Below are 21,439 nucleotides of genomic sequence, written 5' to 3'. Positions count from 1 at the left end.
CGAGCAAATCGCATACAAGGCTAAAACATTTGATAATATTAAGTGATTAAGCAGATTCTTGCAAAAAAGCATTTAATAATGCCTTTTGAAATATTAAAATCATCGCGTAGTATAAAGCGGAGAAACTGAAAGGGAGGGGGGATTAGAATCATCTATATCAAGGCTTTGATACAAAATCTCACACTCTCTATTATCAAAGAGCAAACGATGCTCTGCTCCAATATAGCAAAGCTTTGCCCCAAATGCCCCCATAATACATAGCATTAGCGCATATACCACACGCATATAAACTTTTCTTTTGCAGATTCTTATCTTGCTTTATTTTAGAATCTACTATTTACAGAATCTGCTATTTACTTCACCCTTTTTGCAATTTCTTGGGCAATATCATAGCCACATTTAATCGCCGCAGCAATCGAACCGCCGCTTTTAAGCGCAATATCCCCTGCTACAAAGATATTTTTTGTATGAGTTTCCCACGATTGCAAACAGAGTGGCACCCCTTTTTCATCAGTTTCAATCGAGCATTTTTTTAAAAAATCAACAGGAGAAGCCCCGCCGATAGCATAAATTACGCGTTCAAAGCTTTCTTTACTCCCATCGCTAAAATGCACGCCCACCTTCCCATTTTCATCGCTAAGTTCTGTAATATCAATACCAAGCTTTGTTTGAAGTGTGCCATTTGCGATAATCTTTTGAAGCCCTGCGGCATTGGTATCATTAATACGACTAAATTCGCTGCGGCGATAATTGAGCGTTACGCTCCCGCCATTTTGTGCATTTTGCGCTAAATCATAGGCATATTCCACTGCGGAGTTTCCACCGCCCACAACGAGAATCTTTTCATTGCTTTTGGCATCATTTGCATTGAAATTAATACATTTTCGCACACTTGGTGGAAAAGGGTAGCTTGGCTTGTTAGGTTGTCCCATTTTGCCAATACAAATAGCCACATAGCGCACTTTATAGCTTTGATTATTTGTCGTATTGATACTAAAGCCTTTTTCGTTACTTTCTGTAAAAGGCACGATTGATTCTACATCACTTTGATAGACTATCTCTAAGGGAGAGACAATCTCATCAAAAAAAGCTAAAGTGCTCTCCCTCGTGCCATCTTTAAAGTTAATATGTCCTTTTAATTCTACAACTTGCCCTTTATAATCTCTATCAACGCGTTTGCCCTCTTTGTAAAATTTGCGAATACTCATATTATGCGCTTCACCTTTTTCAAGTGCAATCACGCTTAAACCTGCCTTCGTAGATTCTAAAGCCGCGCTGATACCCGCAGGACCACAGCCTACTACACCCACATCATATATTTTACTCATTCCTGCTCCTTGTCTTGAGTCATTGTTTTTTTCTGCTTTTTGTCAGCTTTTGCTGCAAGGTTTAAATCCTCTACGGAATCAAAAAGCACACCCTGCATCATTTTATTTGCATCATCAAATTGCCCATTCTTCAAACCCCATATAAAGGCAAGCAAGCCAAATAAACCAAGCACCAAAGATACGCCAAGCATCACTGCTATCATTTCAGTAGCCATTCATTTAAGCCTTTCATCAATGAGATGTGGTGATTCTAGCAGTTTTGAGATAAGTGAAATTAAACAAATGATATTAATCATAGATTTATCAAAAAAAAAAAAAACGATGTATAATGTCGATTTACCTAAGCATTTTTTCACTTTAAGGAGAATATTGGACAATGTCAGATCAAACAAAAGTAACTCAACCAAAGAAAACAATGAGCGTGGCTCTTATGTTAGCTCTTGGTTTTGGTGTCTCTATACTTGTTTCGTGCATTATCGTATTTATGAGCTTTAAACGTGTAGACTATATTGATGATTCGCTTACTCAAATTAATGATGTCAATGCCCTTGCGCAACGTTATGCAATTAACTTTCGTGGAAGTGTGCATGATAGAGCAATTGCAATACGCGATGTGGTGCTTACTAAGAGCGAAAATCAAAAAAAATTACAAGAGCTTTTGGCACAAATTAATTCATTGGAACAATTTTACAAAGAAGCAGAAGATAATTTGCGAGAAAAATTTATCAACACAAATATGTTGAATAAAGAACAGCTAGGTATTTTACGCGCTATTGAAGAGACACAGGCTAAAAGCATTCCTTTAATCGTGCAAATTACACAAGCAAAGCTCGCTGGAGATTCTCAAAGAGCTCAAACTATACTTGAAACACTCTCGCCCTATTTCACACAATGGCTCAAAGAGATTAATCAATTTATTGATTATCAAGAAAATAGCAACCAAAGTCTTACTAAAGAGCTAAGAGGAGTAGTATCTGATTTTAAAGTAGAGCTTTCTGTTTTACTTATATTTAGTATTGTTTTTGGGATTATTATTGCAATCGCTATTATACGCACATTGCGTAACTTACTTGGTGGTGAGCCTCATACTGCTTCATCTGTTGTATCACATATTGCAAATGGTAACCTCACTGATCCTGTGGTATATAGAGGCAAAGATTCAATGCTTGCCTCTATCGCCGCGATGCAGCATAAGCTAAGGGATATTGTGGAGAGCATTATTCACTCATCAAATCAAATTAATAATGCTGCCACTCAAGTAGCCAATGCTTCACATAAAGCTCAAAGTGCTGCAAATACACAAATGCAAAGTTCGGCAAATGTGGCAGAAAAAATAGAGCAAATGAATCAATCAGTTATAGAGGTATCAAATATCGCTAAGCAAACAGAAGAAAACTCCGCAAAAAGTGTGGAAATCTCCGCAAAAGGTGTGGAAATCATTAATGCAACAGCTCAAGAAATTGGCAAAATTACAGAGATGATTAGTACTTCAGCAGATAATATTCGTGGTTTGCAACAACAATCTGTAGAGATTGGCGGAAGTGCAAACTTGATTGCAGAAATTGCTGATCAAACCAACCTCCTAGCTCTCAATGCTGCTATTGAAGCTGCGCGTGCAGGAGAGCACGGAAGAGGCTTTGCAGTGGTAGCTGATGAAGTGCGAAAATTAGCAGAACGCACCGCCTCAACAACCACAGAAATTGCAAATATGATTACGCTTATCCAAGAAAACATAGGCGTTTCTGTTAGCTCTATTGAAGCTATTGTGCCACAAATTGAAAGAGGACAAAAGCTTATTATGGATTCCGTGCATACGCTAGAAGAAATAGAAAATCAAGCTCAAGATTCATTGCAAAAAGCTCAAGTTGTGGCTTCTTCATCAAGCCATCAAGAAAACACGATGAAGAGTATTTCACACGATATGCAAGGTATTACTACGCTTTCACAAGAAACACAAATTTCTTTGGAAAATGCAGCAAAATGCGTTGATGAGTTGAAAAACATTTCTGATTCACTTAAAAACTATATGACATTCTTTAAAATTTAATCTCAATTAAGCGCAAGTGCTACTTCTTAGCGGTATTTGCATTTTAGGATATAAGAATGCAAATTTATGTTTGCGGAGTGCATACAGATGTAGGCAAGACGCACTTTTGTGCTGCGTTTTGCAATGCTTTTATGTATGATTATTTTAAGCTTATCCAAGCTGGCACACCCACAGATAGCGATTGTGTAAGTGGCTTTAGCCCAAAAACGCGTATTTTTGCACCCGGTGTTTTTTTACAAACTCCCGCTTCACCCCATCTTGGCAAAAAAATCGAGAATCTTCGTTACAATGCCCTTGATATTCGCTTACCTCAAAGTGAGAATCTGCTCATAGAAACAGCGGGAGGGCTTTTTACACCTATTGATGAGCATCTTACAATGATTGATTACATTAACGCGTTTAAGCACCCTTGCTTTTTAGTAGCAAAATACTATCTTGGCGTGATTAATCATATTTTGCTTTCTTATGAGGCCCTAAGGCAAAGAGGGATTCCTATTCTTGGCTTAGTTTTTATAGGCGAGAAAACTCCAGAGAATGCACATATTGATGAGTTTATTGCTTCATATACTAATGGCATAAACTTCTTTCATCTCCCCTTTTTTACTCATAAAGACTTTGGGCATAAAAGTATGTATTTGAAAGAGCAAATGCAGGGCTTAAAGTTTTAGTTTTTGCTACACAAACTTGTTGAATTTTTCTCAAATTTTTGCACTCTTTCAATCATAACTTCATTGATACTTTTGATAAAAAAGGCCAAGATTCTAAAACTTATCAGTTATTTTATAAATAAACTTGACATTAAATGACTAAACTTATATAATGCTACTCCTATAAAATTTAAGGAGTTTATGATGAACATATTTGAAAAATTAACAAATCAAATGAAAGAAACCCTTGATAGCGCAGCTTCACTTGCTTTACATTCTAAAAACCAAGAAATTACGCCCGCACATATGTATTGGGCATTTTTAACCAATCATCAAAGTGTGCTTAATCAAGCACTTCATAAAATGAATATTCAAAAAGAAGCCATAGAGCTACAAGCGCGGAGTGAGGTTGATAAACTGCCCAAAAGCTCAAATGTTGCCAAAGAAAATTTAAGCCTAAGCAAAGAACTCTCCTCTGCGCTTACACTTGCACAGGGCGAAGCCACAAAAAATGGCGATAGCTTCATTGCAGCAGATATGTTTTTGATAGCAAATATCAAGGAACAAGACTTTGTAAATATTTTTAAACCATTTATTGATGTGAATGAGCTGAAAAAAACTTTGATTGCCTTGCGTGGTGAGGCAAAGATTGATACACAAAGCGGCGATGATAATTTAGAATCTTTAAGCAAATTTGGCATTGACTTAACCCAAAAGGCATTAGATAATACACTTGATCCTGTGATAGGACGTGATGATGAGATTAATGCAATGATGCAAATTCTCATACGCAAAAGCAAAAATAATCCTATCTTGCTTGGGGAGCCCGGCGTAGGAAAAACTGCGGTTGTGGAAGGTTTAGCACAAAGAATCGTGGCAAAATCTGTGCCTATGAGTTTGCAAAACAAAAAACTCATTGTCCTTGATATGAGCGCACTTATTGCTGGAGCAAAGTATCGCGGGGAATTTGAAGAGCGGCTTAAAAATGTCGTTGATGAAGTCAAAAAAGCCGGAAATGTGATTTTATTTATCGATGAGATTCACACGATTGTAGGGGCTGGGGCGAGTGAGGGGAGTATGGACGCAGCAAATATTCTAAAACCTGCCCTTGCGCGAGGCGAGCTACATACCATAGGTGCGACTACACTCAAAGAATATCGCAAATATTTTGAAAAAGACGCCGCGCTCACAAGACGTTTTCAACCTATTAATGTGAATGAGCCAAGCATTAATGAAGCTTTGCAAATTTTGCGTGGCATTAAGCCAAACTTGGAAGCCCACCATAATGTCAATATCACAGATAGTGCGCTTGTAGCGGCTGCAAAGCTTTCAAGTCGCTATATCACGGATAGATTCTTGCCTGATAAAGCTATTGATCTTATCGATGAAGCTGCAGCAGAGCTAAAAATGCAAATAGAATCCGAGCCTTTAGAGCTAAGTAAGCTCAAAAAACATATCGCCAATTTGCAGGTGGAAAAACAAGCTTTAAATATGGAAAAAAGTAATGTCAATGAGGCGCGGGTGAATGAAATTGATAAAGAATTAGAAAACTTGCGCGAAGAGCGAGTGGCATTAGAGGGAAAATTTGAGCAAGAAAAGCAGGTTTTTACAAATATCGCTACTCTTAAATCAAAGCTTGATAGCCTCAAAAGAGAATCCGAGCTTGCCAAGCGAAGTGGAGACTATAACAAAGCTGCCGAGATTGACTATGGCAAGATTCCGCAAATACAAACTGAAGAGAAAGCATTGCAGGAGCAATGGGAAAATATGCAAAAAAATGGCACTTTGCTTAAAAATGCTGTTACACAAGAGAGTATTGCTGGGGTAGTGAGCCGCTGGAGTGGTGTGCCTATTAAAAAAATGCTTCAAAGCCAAAAAGAGCGTATTCTTGGTATAGAATCTGAACTAGAAAAAAGTGTGGTAGGACAAGATGATGCGATTAAGGCAATTGCTCGAGCGATTAAACGCAATAAAGCAGGCTTAAGTGATGCTAATAAACCCATTGGAAGCTTTCTCTTTCTAGGACCCACAGGTGTAGGGAAAACACAATGCGCTAAGACTTTAGCGGAATTTTTGTTTGATAATGCCAAAAGCCTCGTGCGCATTGATATGAGCGAATATATGGAAAAACACGCCGTCAGTCGCCTTGTAGGCGCACCTCCGGGCTATGTGGGCTATGAAGAGGGTGGGGTGCTTACCGAAGCAGTGCGGCGCAAACCTTATAGTATTGTGCTTTTTGATGAAGTCGAAAAGGCGCATCCTGATGTGTTTAATATCCTTTTACAAGTGCTTGATGATGGACGATTGACAGATAGCAAGGGTGTTGTTGTGGATTTTAGCAATACGATTATTATCCTTACAAGCAATATTGCGAGCGATAAAATTATGGAGATTGAGGATAAGCAGCAGCGGCAAAAGGCAGTGAAAGAGGCATTGAAGATGTATTTTAAGCCTGAATTCCTTAACCGCCTTGATGATGTAGTGGTATTCAATCCTTTGGGTATTGCAGAGATTACGCAGATTGTAGATATTATGTTTGAATCTTTGGCAAAAAGGGCTAAGGAGCGGGGCATTAGCATTAGCCTAAGCACAGAAGCAAAAGAGCATATTGCTGCTGTTGGCTTTGATAGCGTCTATGGAGCGCGTCCGCTCAAAAGAGCATTATATGAAGAAATTGAAGATCGCTTGGCAGATTTGATTTTGCGCGATGAAGTAAAAGAGGGAAGCAAGGTGCGCTTTGTGTATCAAAATGAAAGTATAAGCGCAGAAATGAAATAGAAGGATAAAAGGATATTCAAATCTGCCCAAAAAAGGCAAAATTGCAAGCCTTATTTTTGTTTGCTTGTGTTTAAAACCTTAAGCCGATGTGCTTAAGAATCTCGAATTTATGCAGATTGCAAACCTCTTAAGGCATTGGAGAGAGACATATATCAAACAAAATCCTGCAAATGCCACAAAGTGGCAGGGAGTATCATAATTAAAAAAAGGGTTTTTAGGGGGAGTGAGATATATATCATTAAATACACTTTGTATTACTACAAAGCATCAAGGCACATTTAAGCTCCTCCCCTCTTATAACAAACAAAAAGAATCAAAAAAGATTCTTAAATCTCTTATGATATAACCTCTATAACAAAAGGTTATATCATAAGTCTAAAATTTTATACTTTGTTTAAGATTCTTAAGCCAACTTCATTTTTGGTTAAAAAGCATCTAGATTCTCGCTACGCCGCTTTTTATGGCTGCATCTGCCACTGCATTTGAAACAACATCAATAAGGCGTTCATCAAGCGCTGAAGGGACAATATACTCCTTGCCAAAGCTTACTCTTTCTTTCAAAAGTCGCTCAAGCTTATCGGTGATAGGCTCACGCGCAAGTTCAGCAATCGCTCTTGCTGCGGCAAATTTCATCTCTTCATTAATCTTACTTGCACGCACTTTGAGCGCACCTTTAAAAATATAGGGGAATCCAAGCACATTATTAATTTGATTAGGAAAATCACTTCGTCCAGTGGCAACTATCGCATCAGGTCGCGCTTTTTTAGCTTCATCGGGCATAATTTCGGGAATAGGATTACTTAGGGCGAAAATCAGCGGAGATTTATTCATACCCATAAGATCTTCTCCTGTAAGCAAATTGGCTTTAGAAAGCCCAAGTAATACATCTGCTCCATTGAGCGCATCTTTAAATGAGCTATATTTCTCCTTGCACACAAATTGCTTTTTGAACTTATTTAAATCTGCCCTATCTGCACTTATAGCCCCTTTAGAATCAAACATTACAAGATTTCTTACGCCAAGAGCCATATACATCCTCGCACACGCCATAGCTGCTGCTCCTGCACCAGATATGACTACTTTAATATCCTTTGCCTCTTTGCCCACAAGATAAAGGGCATTAATAATTGCTGCTGTGGAAACAATCGCTGTGCCGTGCTGGTCATCGTGCATTACAGGTATGTCAAGCTCATTAATCAATCTTCTTTCAATCTCAAAGCATTCAGGAGCCGCAATATCCTCTAAATTAATGCCTCCAAATGTAGGGGAGATGGCTTTAACAATCTCAACAAATTTATCCACATTTTTTTCATTTATCTCAATATCAAACGCATCAACATCAGCAAAAGTCTTAAACAAAATCACTTTGCCTTCCATTACCGGCTTGCTTGCCAGTGCACCAATATCGCCAAGCCCAAGCACAGCTGTGCCATTGCTAATAACCGCCACAAGATTGCTTTTAGAAGTATAATCATACGCGCTTAGGGGGTGAGCCTCGATCTGCTTACAAGGCACGGCAACACCGGGTGTATAAGCCAATTTTAAATCATTAACAGAACGTAATCGTTTGCGAGGAAGAATACCAACTTTGCCACCAATATGATAACCTAGGGCTTTTGGGTAAGCAGCCTTAAGTTTTTCTAAATCCACCGTATCTCCTTTGGATTATTCGTTGTGTTTCTCTTGCAAAGCTAACACAAATATTTTTGTAAGTGCTTTAGAGTGAATTTTTATCTTTTTATCACAAACAAAGCGTAAGTTTGCCTCAAATTACATTTGATTTGGTGATATTCTTAAGCAAGATTCGCTGTTATTTGTGTGTATGGCGATATTTAGCAAAAGCAGTGTAAATTATTTTATTGTACCAAAAATCGTATTTTAAATGTATCAGCTTCTATTACTATTTTATTCCCGACATTATCTACTCCAAATGCTCTATCATTATAAAAAGGCTCTAGTTTTGCATACCGCGCTTCATAGAGTGCCTCTCCACTTTTGTCAATATGAAAATATCCTTGTTCATCTTTAGCTACTGCTACACCTTTATGAAAAGGCTCCAACTCTACAAATGCCTTATTATGCACCCTAGCTCCATTGGTAAAAATATGAACGCATTTGCCACTTTCTAATACCGCCACTGCAATACCATACTTATAATCACCGACATACGCAAAATTTTCTGTGTAAATTCTTTTGCCTTGAGAATTTATATGAAAATATACTTCATTGCTATCTCGCACTACACAAGCCAACCCCTCATAAAATCCAAAGGCTTTTATAAAAGTCTTAATAAACACTTTTTGCCCTTGCATATCAATAAAAAAGGCACCCACAGAATCATACACGGGTGCAATATCTCCATAAGTAGTATGATGAAAGCTTAAAACTTTAATATATCTTTGTGGATACAATGGGCAATTTTTCTTTTTGGCATTTTGCACTTTAGAATCTATCGGAGTGAAATTCTCTAAAAGTATGTCGTGTTGGTATTGCTCTAAACGCTCTATGAGGCGATTCCACTCGCGTATGCTCTTTGTGTCTTTGTAAATAGCCTCAGATTCTAGCTCCTTGTGCGTAATCCATAGCCGATGTCCTTTAAGGCGATTTATCCCCCCATTGTATCGCCTGCTGCACGAGAGGTTCTATGGAAAGCATATTCTTTTTCATAAAAGTCATTTGCAGTGTAATACTTACTTGTGGTGCAACTCCATCACGCAATCTGCAAAGTTTCTTTATGGATTTGAGAATCTTCGCGGTATTTGCGCCCCTCATAATGTCCTCATTAATTGTGCAATCAAGGCTATTAAGGATATTTTTATATCGCTTAGGGCTTTGAAAAGCTTTGTTTCTATGTAACTTTGTGTGTATTTTTTGCCAAAAAGCTGGCTACCATTGGTTGTGTAGCCGCACATTTTCTCAAAGGCTTCTATTAAGATTCTAATACCTTTTGTAGGAATAATACGTCCCATAAATGCAAATCGCACCGGAGAATCTTTATGAAACGTGCGCTTGATATATTGAATAGATTCTTTATTAAAGCCATATTTTTGATAGTGCATTTTTGCTGGATTAACACCATTTTGTAAGAAAAAATCATAGACTGTATGAGAAGGAGCAATAAATGCATCTATACATTCACGCGCTCTAGCTAAGGCAAGGAGATTTTTCCTCACCTCATAATGTGAGCATTGTTTGCAGGATTTAATGCTTGGGAATTGACAGATTTTCATTTTTTCATTGATGAGTTGCCCTTTAACACAAAAAAGTCAAAAATCGTGGATAGTATAAACGATTTTTTTATTATATGCTTTCGCTATGACAAGAAGCTTGATAGAAAGATGACAAATATGTCCAAAATGAATAATATCTGGCTGCACTTCCTCTAAAAATTGCCCAAAAGCCTTTTCTATGCCTTTATCATAAATTTATCATTATAACTGCAATCTTTAGGTTTATTGATGCGGCGAATAGACATAGAATCCATTGTTTCATCAATCACCTCATAGGGCTTAAAAATTCATTTTCTATGCGCGTGAAAACAAAAACTTGATGTCCCATTTTTACTAATTCTTTACATAATGTATGTGAATACACCTCGCTCCCAGCCATAAAATAAGGGGGGGGGAAGCCGTGTATAACTTTAAGTATTTTATAGGTTGTTTTCATTATATTTTTTCATTTTTAATCGAAGGCGAAACTTTGATTAAATGCAATATTATATTATAATCTACATAGTTACAAATTACACCACTATCAAGTTTAACGAGCTTTGCCCCTTTATTATCCCTCTAGGGTTAAACACACAATTTCACTTGGGGCTAAAAAGCGAATGGCTGGTCCCCAAAATCCTACCCCACTGCTCACATATAGCTGCGTTGGCTTAGGGGTATTTGGCAGATGATAAAGCCCATACACATAATGTTGCTCAAGCCACACAAAAAATGACAGCGGAAAAACTTGCCCCGCGTGGGTATGCCCACAAAGCACTACATCAAAATCACTCACATCATACAAACGCGTAAATTTAGGTTGATGGGAAAGAAGAATGCTTGGCTTATGTGGATTTAAATCTTTTTTGGCAGATTCTATATCTGGCTCTATATGCCCAAAACGCAATCCCGCTAAATCACTCACCCCTGCAAGATTCACATTCTCAAGCTCAATGTTTGTATTATGTAAAATATGCAGATTCAAAGTTGAGAGATATTTGAGAATAGGATCTATGCCGTGATAGTATTCGTGATTCCCCGCGACATAATACACTCCTTGCGCGCTTTTAAGATATTTGAGTGGCTCTAAATCATCTTTGATATATTGAATCTTATCATCAACCAAATCGCCCACAATCACAACAATATCAGCATTAAGAGCATTAATCCTCTCTACAATCTGCTCCAAAAACTCGCGCCCCAAAGTTTTTCCAATATGCACATCAGTAATCATTGCTATACGAAGTGTGCCTTTGAGGTTTGAGAGGCGCAAATGCACATTTTTAACAGGAGGGATACTTAAGGCATTCACAAAACTCTTAATGCTAAAAATAGCAAATAAAATTACCACTGCCACATCAGTAATAAGATGCAAAAATGAGCGACGAGAAAGCGTAGAGGGCAAAACTAAAGAAGCAGAATCATTTGTATGAGATGAAATATTTTGAGTAGAATCTTTATAGGCGTTTTCTTTAGTATTACTGCTTTGACTTATAAAAGTGGAGGTTATATTTTCTGTAGAATCTTGTGTATTTTTGCGTGCCTTTTTAGCCCTATAAGATTGCACAAAAGAGAGATAAAACCTCACAATATCCACACATACACACGCCATAAAAAGTGCATAATCAAGCACCACACAAGAAGCGCATATAAGATATTGCCAATGCGCAAATGACGCATCACGCACAACAAAAAGCAAAATTTCGCCTATTGCAAGCAAACAGAGAAAACAAAGGCAAATATATCTATGAATAAAGCTAAAGTGTCGCAAAAAGCGCATATATACATAGCATTTCATTGCGCTTAGGACAAGAAAAATAATCCCCACAAATATATAAATCACTGCAAATCCACCAATACTTTTATCTTAAATTTATAGATATTGCCTTAAAAAAATTATCAATATTAGGCATAATTTAGTGTAGAATAAACATTTTTTCATTATATAAGATGAATTCTAATAATCTTTAAATTTTATTTGTGAGGTGGGCTATCGATTCGTATTTCATTATTTTGTGTGTATTAGCTATGGCTGTTATTTCAGGCATCATACTCTCTCGACTTAAGATTCCAACTATTATTGGATATATTCTTACAGGTGTGCTTACAGCATATATTTTTGGCTTTCGCGTGGAAGATTCTGAAAATTTAGAACATATCGCTGAACTTGGCATCGTGTTTTTGATGTTTATGATTGGCTTAGAATTTAGCTTTAAGAGTATTACAACAATGAAACAAGAGGTGCTTGTTTTTGGTGGATTGCAAATTGGGCTTTCAATCGCTTTTTTCTTTGCAATATGTTTTTATTTTTTTGGTTTTAATTTTGCAACATCCATTATTATAGCCAGTGCTTTTAGTCTCTCTTCAACTGCCATTGTGCTTAAATTTCTTAATGAAAGCAACCAAAGTAGAACCCCATATGGCAGGGCTTGCATAGGTATCTTAATCTTCCAAGATATTGCTGTTATTCCTATTTTATTAATGATTAAAATGCTAAGTGATAAAGATTCACATCTTTGGGCATTAATCCTCTCTACACTTCTTGCTGCAATCATTCTCTTAGTTGTACTCGCATTTCCCGGGCGGATTCTTGCAAAGATTTTTCTCCATTTTTCTGCAGCGATGAAAACTGAAGAAATATTCGTGGGCGCTGTGTTTTTAATCGTATTAGGCGCGGCATTTATCAGCAAAGTTTTAGGATTTTCACTCACATTTGGCGCATTTCTCGCAGGTATGATTATCTCAAATACGCCCTATAAACATCAAGTTGCTTCGGTTTTGGTGCATTTTCGCGACATACTTTTGGGCATATTTTTTATAACGGTGGGAATGCAGGTAAATGTATTATTTTTACTTGAACACCTTATTGTGATTCTTATTCTTGTTGCATTGATGATGGGCGCAAAAACACTTCTTGTATATTTCTTTTTGCTCTTTTTCCAAGGACAAAAAATCGGTATGCGTATCGCACTCTCACTCTCCCAAATTGGGGAATTTTCTTTTGCTATTTTTCTTCTTGCTAGTCAATATAAGATTCTTGATTTGAGTTTTGATGGAGGTTTTCTTAAGGTTATTTTTGGTGGATCTCTCTTTGCAGGAATTACCTCTGAGGAGATTTATCAATTCCTTACTTTAATGGTAATTTTCTCTATGATTGCCACCCCTTTTATACTTGATAAACTCGATAGAGTAACTGATTTTTTCTTGCGTTATATGCGCCCTTTGAATCTTATTCGCGCAATGAGACAAAAACTTGAAGATGAGGAAAGCCCACAAACAGAAGAGGCAAAAAAAGAAGAGCTTGAAGGGCATATTGTCGTATGTGGATATGGTGAGCTTGGGCATAAGATTCTAGAATATTTTAGAGGTTGCAATGTCTCTTATATCGCGGTGGATAAAAATTACGCCAAAGTAGAAAAAGCCATTAAAAACAAAGAACCTATCATCTATGGAGATGCTACGCGCAAAAGCGTATTAGAGCAGCTCAATATAGAACACTGCGCGGCTGTAATTATTGCTATAGATTCTGCTGAAGTAGTGCAACATTTATGTCAAAATATTCTCTCTGTTGCCCCTTTATGTAAGGTAATTCTCAAAACTAAAAGCTCTGCTTTTGAATCTCAAATGAAAGCCCAAGGTGCGTATGGCGTAGTGCATGAGAGACGTGAGCTTGCAAAAAATTTAAGCGATCTTGCCATTGAAGCAGTCAATGAATACATAGTAACCAACAAAGAAGAAGCGGTTAAGATTTAAGAATTCACATCATAGATAAACTAGAGCTGCTCCCACGCGATAGGCTTTTTGTCGTGTGCTACAAGATAGGCATTTGCCTCTACAAATACATTGCTTCCTACAAAGCCACGCGCAAGAGGGCTAGGGTGAGGCGCAGTAATAATCTTGTGCTTTGTGCTATCAATAAAAATTGCTTTTTTCTTTGCATAATTGCCCCATAGCATAAAAACAAGATGTTCTTTATGTGTAGATAATGCCCTAATTACACCATCGCTAAATCTTTCCCAACCAAAATGTTTATGCGAAGCAGGGGCATTAGCCCTCACGCTCAAAATCGCATTGAGCAATAATACCCCCTGTCTCGCCCAACCACTCAAATCCCCGTGCGTAGGAGGTGTGATATGAAGACTAAGAGCGAGTTCTTTATAAATATTTTGGAGTGAAGGTGGAGGGCACATACCACGAGGCACACTAAAGCTTAAACCCATAGCCTGTGGGATAAGCTCATTATTGATTATAGCACTGCCGTGATAAGGATCTTGCCCAAGTATGATGACTTTAAGAGTATCTAATGGAGTAAGAGTAAAAGCAGCAAAAAGATCTTTTGGCTTGGGGTAAATGTTTTCGCCATTTTGCAACGCCCTTATGTAATGTGATTTAATCTCTGCAAAATAAGGGCTTAAAAACTCATCTTTAAGAAGCTCTTTCCAATCATCGGGGATTTTGATTTTATCAAGGGTGATTGTCATTCGATAATTTTAGGCACGATGAAAAAATGATCTTGCGCTAAAGGAGCGTGAGAAAGCACATCTTGAGCAATTTGTGCATCTTTTGGTATATCCTCTCTTAAGGGCGTTTTTAAATCCTCCTCAAAGCAATTTTGTGGTACTTCTATGCTTGAGATATTTTCCACAAATCCCACAATCTCGCTCAAATGCTCTTGGGTTTTGGCGCGTTTATTTTCATCAATATGAATCATAGAAAGTCGCTCAAGTTTGCTTAAAAGGGCATCATCGATACGCATTCTTTCTCCTTTTTTCTCTTTGCCTTAAAATTATTATAGCACATCTGCCTTAACTCATTTTGTATATTTTTGATGCTTAGATTCTAGGCTTAAAGAAAAATCTCACGCATTATATCCGCAATCTGCGCAGATTCTATGCCCTCACATTCTTTAGCACAAAAAAGTTTAAAAGCAAGGGCGGCTTGATAAATAAGCATAGCTCCCCCGTCATTACAAATAAGCTGATGTGCTTTGGCAAGGGCAAGAAAGGGTGTTTGTTTGCCGTAAATAAGATCAAATGCATAAGAAGCATTAGCAAAAAGTGTTTCAAGCTGTGGTTTTGAGAGAGGCAAATGTGCATCATTAAGCCCAGCACTTGTGGTATTAATAATTATATCATAGGGCTGCTGTGGCTTAAACTCATCACTTACATAACATTCAAAACCCTTATCCGCAAAAAAGGTCAATTTAGGGGCAGAGCGATTAATAAGCGTTGTAGCAATATGATGATGTTTTAAAATCATCGCCACTGCCTTAGCCGAGCCACCCGCTCCAAGAATAAGCGCAGATTTGATAGGATAAGTTTTAATACATTCATAGAATCCCTGCGCGTCTGTATTATAGCCGATAATGCCACTTTGTGAGCGCACCCAAGTATTACACGCACCAAGCTCTTTAGCAATCCCTTGCACCTCATCACATAAATGATACGCATATTCTTTAAAAGGAATCGTAATATTTGCACCGCTTAGATGATGTGATATGAAACTTTGTCTAAGCTGCTCACCATTTTCAAGCAAAATGCGCCCATAATAGGCATTCACCCCAAGCTTTGCGTAGGCGTAGTTATGTAAAAGCGGGGATTTTGAATGCGCAATAGGATTCCCATACACTGCGAAGAATGTAAGCATTAATGCGAAGCTTTTGTAATAAATTGTGCAGAAATATAAGCATATTTCCCCCTAAAATACATAATTTTTGCCCACTCACCTTGTATCTCAAGCACAGAAACGCGCTCATTGTATTTAAGATGAGCAATCACTTTTGCATTCTTGCTCGGTGCGATACGCACATTGAGATTATCTGCTGATACAATATATGCTTCGCCCTCTTGGGCTTGGGATTCTACTTTGTCAATAATACGCGAAGCGATATAACCCTCTGTGCCATAACGATTTCTTACCTTAGCCCATTCCTCTCCTCTTTCTAATACTTCTAAGATTTCTCCCTCTACTGCCCCAACAATCACTGCAGCGTTTAAAGATGGGGCTTTGCGAATATTTGCAGTATTTTTTTCAGCAAGATGCCTCACCATATAGTATACTTGTTGGGTTTGAGCCGCTTGCTGAATCGGCTCTTGAGATGTTGTATCTGTTTCTGTTGATTGTATTTGTGTTTGAGTTGGTTCATTTTGGGCAGTCTGTATTGAATCTAAATCTATTTGTGGCTCATTTGTTTCTAATAATGTAGAGACTTCTATCTCTGTTGGTGTCGTTACAATATCTGTGCCAAGCTGCTCTGTTCCCTCATTGGCTGCAGTATTAGTAAGTACTTGTGTATCTTCGATAAAAGGTTCATTTGGGATTTGTTGTGAATAATGCTCACTGCTATGGGAAATTATAAGATTCTCTTTATCCATCACTATAACGGCAACACCATATATGGCAAGTCCGCCTAATATAATGAGAAAGGGTAAAGAATAAATCCTAAAAAAAGTTCGTATGCTCATCTAACAATTCAACCTTTATGTATCTAAACAAAGCGGACTCCACTTTGTTTGCTCACTTCACCAATGATATATCCATTAAAATCCCTAGAAATATGGAGAATCTCATCAGCTTTTTGCTTATCCACAGCAAAAATCATACCAACTCCCATATTGAATGTGCGATACATTTCATTTTTTTGCACATATTGACTAAGCAATCCAAAAATAGGGGGATTTTGCAAAGCTTTTTCTTCAATCCTTGCTCCAAGAGCTGCAGGGAATATACGAGGGAGATTCTCCACAATACCTCCGCCTGTGATATGGGCTAAGCCGTGCAAATATGGGCGCAAGGGCGAGTGATATATTTGTTTAAAAAGCGGCACATAAATACAAGTAGGGGCAAGTAAAACCTCAATCAAACTCTGCCCTTCAAATTCCTGCTCCAAAGGCATCTTAAGATGTTCAAAAAGCACCTTTCTTGCCAAAGAATAGCCATTGCTATGCAATCCGCTACTTGGCAAAGCAATAAGCACATCACCTGCTTTCACAGCCTCTTTTTCTACATCTTCTCTCTCTGCAATCCCCACCGCAAAGCCTGCCAAGTCAAAATCATCTTTTGCATACATACCGGGCATTTCCGCACTCTCCCCTCCAATAAGGGCGCATTGAGCGATTTTACAGCCCTCCACGATACTGCGTATGACTGCTAGGGCAACATTTTTATCAAGCTTTCCTGTGGCATAATAATCAAGAAAAAATAATGGTGTAGCAAAATTACAAATCAAATCATTTACGCACATTGCCACTAAATCAATACCAATACTATCAAATCTATGCGCATCAATGGCAAGGCGCAATTTCGTGCCAACTCCATCAGTCGCACCTAGGATTACAGGATTATTATAGCCACTTGGCAGGGCATACGCTCCAGCAAAAGAGCCTATCCCACCAATCACATTGGCATTAAAAGTCGATTTTACAAGTGGTTTTAAGCCCTCTACAAGTGCATTCCCCTCATCTATATCTACACCTGAATCCTTATAGCTTATCATCGCAATTTCCCTCATTGTAACCATTAGACAAAACTGCGCAATTATAACCTAATTTTTTCGTTTTTTTTTTTTTTGATTTATCTTAGCTCAATTTAAGGGCTAATTGCTTGTGCGATAGCGGAACTGCCCTTTTCTAAAGACAAGTTTAATGCCACCAATACCAAAAAGCCACTTATTTTCAATAAAATTTTTCAAAAAGGCAGCAATCTCACCACTGATATTCTTTTTATACACAATGCCTACTCCATCAGTATGCCCAATAGAACACACTGTGCCACGATGTTTGAATGCAAATATTTCTTTTTGTTCTTTATGATTTAAAATCTTAATAAGACTTTTGCCTACATAATCTCCCATTTGTGCGGCTAATTGCGCCGTAGGAGCGTGAATAGCATTACGCGAAGTAGCAAGCGCACAATCACCCACCACATAGATATTTTCATATTGCGGACATCGTAAAAACGCATCAACCTCAATGCGCCCTTTTTTATTTTTTAAACAAGAATTTTCAACGCTATCATTACCTTTTACACCCGCACTCCATAGGATTGTATTGCCCTTAATATGCTTTATCTCACCCTTATGTTTAATAATCACGCCATCTTCTAGGCATTCTTGCACCTCACCACCGCAAATGACCTCCACACCAAAGGCTTCAAGCTTTTTTTGGGCTAATGCACTCGCTTTTTGATTAAACATCGGCAGAATTCTTTCACTTCGCCCTATGCAAGTAATCTTAGGCACATCGCGTGGAATCCCACCAATGAGACAAAGCTCACTAATCCTTGAGCCAAGCTCGGCAGAAAACTCAATACCCGTAAAACCTGTGCCACATACGATAATGCTTAAATCATTCGCATTTTTTGTATGGCAATACTCTTTAAATTTATACTCAATCTCTTTATCAAGTTTGAGCGCGGCATTAAGCGAAGAGAGCTTATGAGCATATTTATCCACGCCTTTGATACCAAAATCATCAGGCTTAAACCCAAGAGCAATGACAAGATAATCATACTCATATGCCCCACCATTACCAATTACTCGCTTTTTTTCTGGCTCAAAAGAAAGAATCTTGTCTTTAATAAAATGCACTTTGTTTAAATCTAAAATCTTGCGGAAATATACCCGCGATTTGCGCGCACTCAATGTGCCAATAGCAACCTTATGTAAAAGCGTTGTTTGATAGTGATAGTCGTGTTTGCTAATAAGCGTAACATCTGCATCAACATTAAGCCCCTCTTGAAGCGTCATAGCCGCGCGCAAGCCACCATATCCGCCGCCAACAATCAAAATCTTGGGTTTCATTCTAAATCCTCTTGAGCAATGTAAAAAAAGTGTGGTTATTTTATCGTTTTTTTCAGATAAAACCGCTTTAATTTTGCCTAAAAGTAAAATAATAATTTATTTTTTACCATTTTTACTCATTTTGATTTTATGCTACACTCACATCTATGAAAGATTCACATTTAGAGCAACCTCAACATAAAGCTACCCTCATTGCACCCCTATGGCGCTCGCAGATTCTAGACTGGTATAGCATTTATGGTAGAAAAACCTTGCCTTGGCGCAATCTTAGCGGAGAAAATGCACCCTATGGTGTATATGTCAGCGAGATAATGCTTCAACAAACGCAAGTAAAAAGAGTGCTAGAACTTTACTATGAGCCATTTTTGGCATCTTTTCCTACACTTCATAGCCTCTCTTGTGCCTCGCAAGAGCAGGTGCTTAAACTTTGGGAGGGGCTAGGCTATTATACTCGTGCGCGAAATATGCTTAAAACTGCCCAAATATGTGCCACCTCATATCATAGCTTCTTGCCACACACCCACAAACAGCTCCTTGCTCTGCCCGGCATTGGTGCATATAGCGCAGGGGCGATTTTATGCTTTGGCTTTAAGCAAAGTGTGAGTTTTGTAGATGGCAATATCAGGCGGCTTTTATGTCGAATCTTCGCGCTTCAAAAACCAAAAACATCGCTTTTAGAATCCTTAGCCAAAATACTTTTGGAAAAAAGCCAAAGCTTTGATTATAATCAGGCTTTACTTGATATTGGCGCACTTCTTTGCACTCCAAAATCTCCATCTTGCCTCATTTGCCCTATTCAAAATCTATGCAGTGGCTATAAGAATCCACATCTCTATCCCCTGCCTCAAAAATCCACACTTGAACCCCTGCATTTGCATCTTGGATTCTGTGTATATAAAGATTGTATTGCTTTTGTATATGGGACAAAAGGACTCTATCAAGGACTTTATAATCTCCCCTCACTCTCACAAGCAGAAATAATACATTGCACAAAATGCGGTGAATGCACACATCATTATACAAAATACGCCATTACAGCACATATTTATCACATAAGCTTTGAATCTCTTCAAAACCTAAAGCAAGAAATAATATTTCTCTCACATCAGGATATACGCTCTAAACCTCTCTCATCATTATGCAAAAAAGCTCTAAAAGTCGCGGGAATTGAGATAGAAAAAATTAAAGAAAAAGATTAGGCAAGGGGTAAAATGTAGAGAATCTCCAAAAGATTCTCTACATAAATATAAGCTATGGGAGTTTAGATTACACCTTGATCAATCATCGCTCCTGCTACTTTTCTAAATCCTGCAATATTCGCACCAAGCACGAAGTTTGTAGGATCGCCAAATTCTTTTGCAGTTTCGCTGACATTGGTATAAATATCTTCCATAATAGTATGCAAACGTTTATCCACAACTTCAAAAGTCCAAGGATTCATACTTGCATTTTGCGCCATTTCAAGCCCACTCACTGCCACGCCACCTGCATTTGCAGCCTTACCTGGTCCATAGCAGATTTTCGCTTTGATAAACTGATGCACGGCATCAATAGTTGAAGGCATATTTGCACCTTCACTCACGCATTTGCAACCATTTTTAAGGAGTGCTTTTGCATCAGTGCCTGTAAGCTCATTTTGTGTCGCGCTTGGGAATGCTGCAAAACAAGGGATATGCCACACAGGGTGAGAATCTTTAGGATATTCGCTTACCTTTGTATATTTTGCTTTTGGACGCGCCTTTGCGTATTCTGCAAGACTTCCTCGCTTCACTTCTTTAATTTCTTTAAGTAAAGCTAAATCAATGCCTTCTTTATCATAAATTGTCCCTTGAGAATCGCTTGCAGTAACAGGAATTGCGCCAAGTTGTTGGAGTTTTTCAATCGTATAAATTGCCACATTGCCCGCACCAGAAACGCTACAAATTTTACCCTCTAGGCTTTCACCTCGAGACTTAAGCATCTCTTGAGCAAAATATACGCAACCATAGCCTGTTGCTTCTGTGCGCACAAGGCTACCGCCCCAAGGAAGTGCCTTACCTGTGAAAACGCCCTCAAAACAATTTGTTAATTTGCGATATTGTCCAAAAAGATAGCCAATTTCTCTTCCACCAACACCAATATCTCCTGCTGGGACATCGGTAGTTGCGCCAATATGGCGATAAAGCTCATTCATAAAAGCTTGGCAAAATCGCATAATTTCTCCCTCGCTTTTTCCTTTTGGGTCAAAGTCGCTTCCGCCCTTACCGCCACCCATAGCAAGAGTGGTAAGGGAATTTTTGAGAATCTGCTCAAATCCCAAAAACTTAATCACACCCTCATTTACACTTGGGTGAAAACGCAAACCACCCTTATATGGTCCAATCGCAGAATTAAACTCAATACGATACGCTCGATTTGTCTGAATCTTTCCTTTATCATCAACCCAGCTTACACGGAAGTGAATTTCTCTATCCGGCATAGTCATACGTTCAAGTATGGCATATTTTTCATATTTCTTATCTTTTTGGAGCGCAGGCTCTAAAGAATCGAAAACTTCTTCTACTGCTTGATGAAACAAAACTTGTGAAGGATATTGTTCCTTGAGTCTTTTAAGAACATTAGATGCGTATGACATAGTATCTCCTTGTGTT

At 38.2% G+C, this 21,439-nt stretch carries 21 protein-coding genes; 5 read left to right on the top strand and 16 right to left on the bottom strand.

Annotated features, from left to right (window positions below):
* Positions 1-99 precede the first annotated feature (99 nt).
* The 3 genes from J1E28_RS01925 to ccoS all read right to left on the bottom strand — a co-directional run bounded on the left by J1E28_RS01925 (position 100) and on the right by ccoS (position 1,543).
* On the bottom strand, positions 100-285 hold the full coding sequence (locus J1E28_RS01925) for a hypothetical protein (RefSeq protein ID WP_291026254.1): 186 nt from the start codon (positions 283-285) through the stop codon (positions 100-102).
* 68 nt (positions 286-353) lie between these two features.
* Entirely contained in the window at positions 354-1,328 is a 975-nt protein-coding gene (locus tag J1E28_RS01920; RefSeq protein WP_291026253.1) for an NAD(P)-binding domain-containing protein, read from the bottom strand.
* Entirely contained in the window at positions 1,325-1,543 is a 219-nt protein-coding gene (gene ccoS, locus J1E28_RS01915; RefSeq protein ID WP_291026252.1) for a cbb3-type cytochrome oxidase assembly protein CcoS, read from the bottom strand. The genes J1E28_RS01920 and ccoS overlap by 4 nt, the downstream gene beginning before the upstream one ends.
* Before the next feature lie 161 nt (positions 1,544-1,704).
* Between ccoS and J1E28_RS01910 the strand changes: the two genes are divergently transcribed.
* The 3 genes from J1E28_RS01910 (at position 1,705) to J1E28_RS01900 (ending at position 6,800) form a co-directional block, all read left to right on the top strand.
* Positions 1,705-3,375, top strand: coding sequence for a methyl-accepting chemotaxis protein (locus J1E28_RS01910; protein WP_291026251.1), 1,671 nt, complete (start codon positions 1,705-1,707; stop codon positions 3,373-3,375).
* A gap of 56 nt (positions 3,376-3,431) precedes the next feature.
* Positions 3,432-4,043: an ATP-dependent dethiobiotin synthetase BioD gene (gene bioD / locus J1E28_RS01905; protein ID WP_291026250.1), complete on the top strand. Its 612-nt coding sequence runs from the start codon at positions 3,432-3,434 to the stop codon at positions 4,041-4,043.
* Positions 4,044-4,226: 183 nt separating this feature from the next.
* Entirely contained in the window at positions 4,227-6,800 is a 2,574-nt protein-coding gene (locus J1E28_RS01900) for an AAA family ATPase (protein WP_291026249.1), read from the top strand.
* A 435-nt stretch (positions 6,801-7,235) separates the two neighbouring features.
* Here J1E28_RS01900 and J1E28_RS01895 read toward each other — a convergent pair whose 3' ends face one another.
* The 6 genes from J1E28_RS01895 to J1E28_RS01870 all read right to left on the bottom strand — a co-directional run bounded on the left by J1E28_RS01895 (position 7,236) and on the right by J1E28_RS01870 (position 11,852).
* Positions 7,236-8,450: a malic enzyme-like NAD(P)-binding protein gene (locus J1E28_RS01895; protein WP_291026248.1), complete on the bottom strand. Its 1,215-nt coding sequence runs from the start codon at positions 8,448-8,450 to the stop codon at positions 7,236-7,238.
* A 206-nt stretch (positions 8,451-8,656) separates the two neighbouring features.
* The gene (locus J1E28_RS01890; RefSeq protein WP_291026247.1) at positions 8,657-9,211 is read right to left on the bottom strand and encodes a WG repeat-containing protein; all 555 of its coding nucleotides are present in this window, start codon (positions 9,209-9,211) and stop codon (positions 8,657-8,659) included.
* 184 nt (positions 9,212-9,395) lie between these two features.
* Positions 9,396-9,572 carry a hypothetical protein gene (locus J1E28_RS01885; protein WP_291026246.1) on the bottom strand — a complete coding sequence of 59 codons (177 nt, stop codon included), beginning with the start codon at positions 9,570-9,572 and terminating at the stop codon, positions 9,396-9,398.
* Positions 9,569-10,030: a hypothetical protein gene (locus J1E28_RS01880; RefSeq protein WP_291026245.1), complete on the bottom strand. Its 462-nt coding sequence runs from the start codon at positions 10,028-10,030 to the stop codon at positions 9,569-9,571. Before J1E28_RS01880 ends, J1E28_RS01885 begins: the two co-directional genes overlap by 4 nt.
* A gap of 265 nt (positions 10,031-10,295) precedes the next feature.
* Positions 10,296-10,466 carry a hypothetical protein gene (locus tag J1E28_RS01875; RefSeq protein ID WP_291026244.1) on the bottom strand — a complete coding sequence of 57 codons (171 nt, stop codon included), beginning with the start codon at positions 10,464-10,466 and terminating at the stop codon, positions 10,296-10,298.
* A gap of 114 nt (positions 10,467-10,580) precedes the next feature.
* On the bottom strand, positions 10,581-11,852 hold the full coding sequence (locus J1E28_RS01870) for a metallophosphoesterase (protein ID WP_291026243.1): 1,272 nt from the start codon (positions 11,850-11,852) through the stop codon (positions 10,581-10,583).
* Positions 11,853-12,037: 185 nt separating this feature from the next.
* On the opposite strand from J1E28_RS01870, the gene J1E28_RS01865 reads away from it, so the two are divergent.
* Positions 12,038-13,762: a cation:proton antiporter gene (locus J1E28_RS01865; RefSeq protein ID WP_291026242.1), complete on the top strand. Its 1,725-nt coding sequence runs from the start codon at positions 12,038-12,040 to the stop codon at positions 13,760-13,762.
* Positions 13,763-13,782: 20 nt separating this feature from the next.
* Here J1E28_RS01865 and ung read toward each other — a convergent pair whose 3' ends face one another.
* The 6 genes from ung to J1E28_RS01835 all read right to left on the bottom strand — a co-directional run bounded on the left by ung (position 13,783) and on the right by J1E28_RS01835 (position 18,809).
* Positions 13,783-14,490 (bottom strand): uracil-DNA glycosylase, encoded by a 708-nt coding sequence (ung, locus tag J1E28_RS01860; RefSeq protein WP_291026241.1) that lies wholly within the window; start codon positions 14,488-14,490, stop codon positions 13,783-13,785.
* Entirely contained in the window at positions 14,487-14,765 is a 279-nt protein-coding gene (gene gatC, locus J1E28_RS01855; protein ID WP_291026240.1) for an Asp-tRNA(Asn)/Glu-tRNA(Gln) amidotransferase subunit GatC, read from the bottom strand. The genes ung and gatC overlap by 4 nt, the downstream gene beginning before the upstream one ends.
* An 89-nt stretch (positions 14,766-14,854) precedes the next feature.
* Positions 14,855-15,655 carry a shikimate dehydrogenase gene (locus J1E28_RS01850; protein ID WP_291026239.1) on the bottom strand — a complete coding sequence of 267 codons (801 nt, stop codon included), beginning with the start codon at positions 15,653-15,655 and terminating at the stop codon, positions 14,855-14,857.
* The gene (locus J1E28_RS01845) at positions 15,655-16,473 is read right to left on the bottom strand and encodes an SH3 domain-containing protein (protein WP_291026238.1); all 819 of its coding nucleotides are present in this window, start codon (positions 16,471-16,473) and stop codon (positions 15,655-15,657) included. The genes J1E28_RS01850 and J1E28_RS01845 overlap by 1 nt, the downstream gene beginning before the upstream one ends.
* 23 nt (positions 16,474-16,496) lie before the next feature.
* Positions 16,497-17,504, bottom strand: a complete 1,008-nt coding sequence (gene purM / locus J1E28_RS01840; RefSeq protein ID WP_291026237.1) for a phosphoribosylformylglycinamidine cyclo-ligase — start codon at positions 17,502-17,504, stop codon at positions 16,497-16,499.
* A gap of 99 nt (positions 17,505-17,603) precedes the next feature.
* Positions 17,604-18,809 carry an NAD(P)/FAD-dependent oxidoreductase gene (locus J1E28_RS01835; RefSeq protein ID WP_291026236.1) on the bottom strand — a complete coding sequence of 402 codons (1,206 nt, stop codon included), beginning with the start codon at positions 18,807-18,809 and terminating at the stop codon, positions 17,604-17,606.
* Between the two features lie 146 nt (positions 18,810-18,955).
* On the opposite strand from J1E28_RS01835, the gene mutY reads away from it, so the two are divergent.
* A complete protein-coding gene (mutY, locus tag J1E28_RS01830; RefSeq protein ID WP_291026235.1) occupies positions 18,956-20,008 on the top strand; it encodes an A/G-specific adenine glycosylase in 1,053 nt (350 codons plus the stop codon).
* Between the two features lie 62 nt (positions 20,009-20,070).
* Here mutY and gdhA read toward each other — a convergent pair whose 3' ends face one another.
* A complete protein-coding gene (gdhA, locus tag J1E28_RS01825; RefSeq protein ID WP_291026234.1) occupies positions 20,071-21,423 on the bottom strand; it encodes an NADP-specific glutamate dehydrogenase in 1,353 nt (450 codons plus the stop codon).
* Between the last annotated feature and the right edge of the window lie 16 nt (positions 21,424-21,439).

Origin of the sequence: Helicobacter sp., from assembly GCF_022511165.1 — a bacterium.
Taxonomy (GTDB): Bacteria; Campylobacterota; Campylobacteria; order Campylobacterales; family Helicobacteraceae; genus Helicobacter_C.
This window is presented reverse-complemented; position numbering and strand designations above follow the sequence as displayed.

What these genes read in the sequence shown, in the direction of transcription:
- J1E28_RS01925 (WP_291026254.1), bottom strand. Translation starts at nt 285, where the DNA reads ATGCGTGTGGTATATGCGCTAATGCTATGTATTATGGGGGCATTTGGG.
- J1E28_RS01920 (WP_291026253.1), bottom strand. Translation starts at nt 1,328, where the DNA reads ATGAGTAAAATATATGATGTGGGTGTAGTAGGCTGTGGTCCTGCGGGT.
- ccoS (WP_291026252.1), bottom strand. Translation starts at nt 1,543, where the DNA reads ATGGCTACTGAAATGATAGCAGTGATGCTTGGCGTATCTTTGGTGCTT.
- J1E28_RS01910 (WP_291026251.1), top strand. Translation starts at nt 1,705, where the DNA reads ATGTCAGATCAAACAAAAGTAACTCAACCAAAGAAAACAATGAGCGTG.
- bioD (WP_291026250.1), top strand. Translation starts at nt 3,432, where the DNA reads ATGCAAATTTATGTTTGCGGAGTGCATACAGATGTAGGCAAGACGCAC.
- J1E28_RS01900 (WP_291026249.1), top strand. Translation starts at nt 4,227, where the DNA reads ATGAACATATTTGAAAAATTAACAAATCAAATGAAAGAAACCCTTGAT.
- J1E28_RS01885 (WP_291026246.1), bottom strand. Translation starts at nt 9,572, where the DNA reads ATGAGGGGCGCAAATACCGCGAAGATTCTCAAATCCATAAAGAAACTT.
- J1E28_RS01880 (WP_291026245.1), bottom strand. Translation starts at nt 10,030, where the DNA reads ATGAAAATCTGTCAATTCCCAAGCATTAAATCCTGCAAACAATGCTCA.
- J1E28_RS01875 (WP_291026244.1), bottom strand. Translation starts at nt 10,466, where the DNA reads ATGAAAACAACCTATAAAATACTTAAAGTTATACACGGCTTCCCCCCC.
- J1E28_RS01865 (WP_291026242.1), top strand. Translation starts at nt 12,038, where the DNA reads ATGGCTGTTATTTCAGGCATCATACTCTCTCGACTTAAGATTCCAACT.
- ung (WP_291026241.1), bottom strand. Translation starts at nt 14,490, where the DNA reads ATGACAATCACCCTTGATAAAATCAAAATCCCCGATGATTGGAAAGAG.
- gatC (WP_291026240.1), bottom strand. Translation starts at nt 14,765, where the DNA reads ATGCGTATCGATGATGCCCTTTTAAGCAAACTTGAGCGACTTTCTATG.
- J1E28_RS01850 (WP_291026239.1), bottom strand. Translation starts at nt 15,655, where the DNA reads ATGCTTACATTCTTCGCAGTGTATGGGAATCCTATTGCGCATTCAAAA.
- J1E28_RS01845 (WP_291026238.1), bottom strand. Translation starts at nt 16,473, where the DNA reads ATGAGCATACGAACTTTTTTTAGGATTTATTCTTTACCCTTTCTCATT.
- purM (WP_291026237.1), bottom strand. Translation starts at nt 17,504, where the DNA reads ATGATAAGCTATAAGGATTCAGGTGTAGATATAGATGAGGGGAATGCA.
- J1E28_RS01835 (WP_291026236.1), bottom strand. Translation starts at nt 18,809, where the DNA reads ATGAAACCCAAGATTTTGATTGTTGGCGGCGGATATGGTGGCTTGCGC.
- mutY (WP_291026235.1), top strand. Translation starts at nt 18,956, where the DNA reads ATGAAAGATTCACATTTAGAGCAACCTCAACATAAAGCTACCCTCATT.
- gdhA (WP_291026234.1), bottom strand. Translation starts at nt 21,423, where the DNA reads ATGTCATACGCATCTAATGTTCTTAAAAGACTCAAGGAACAATATCCT.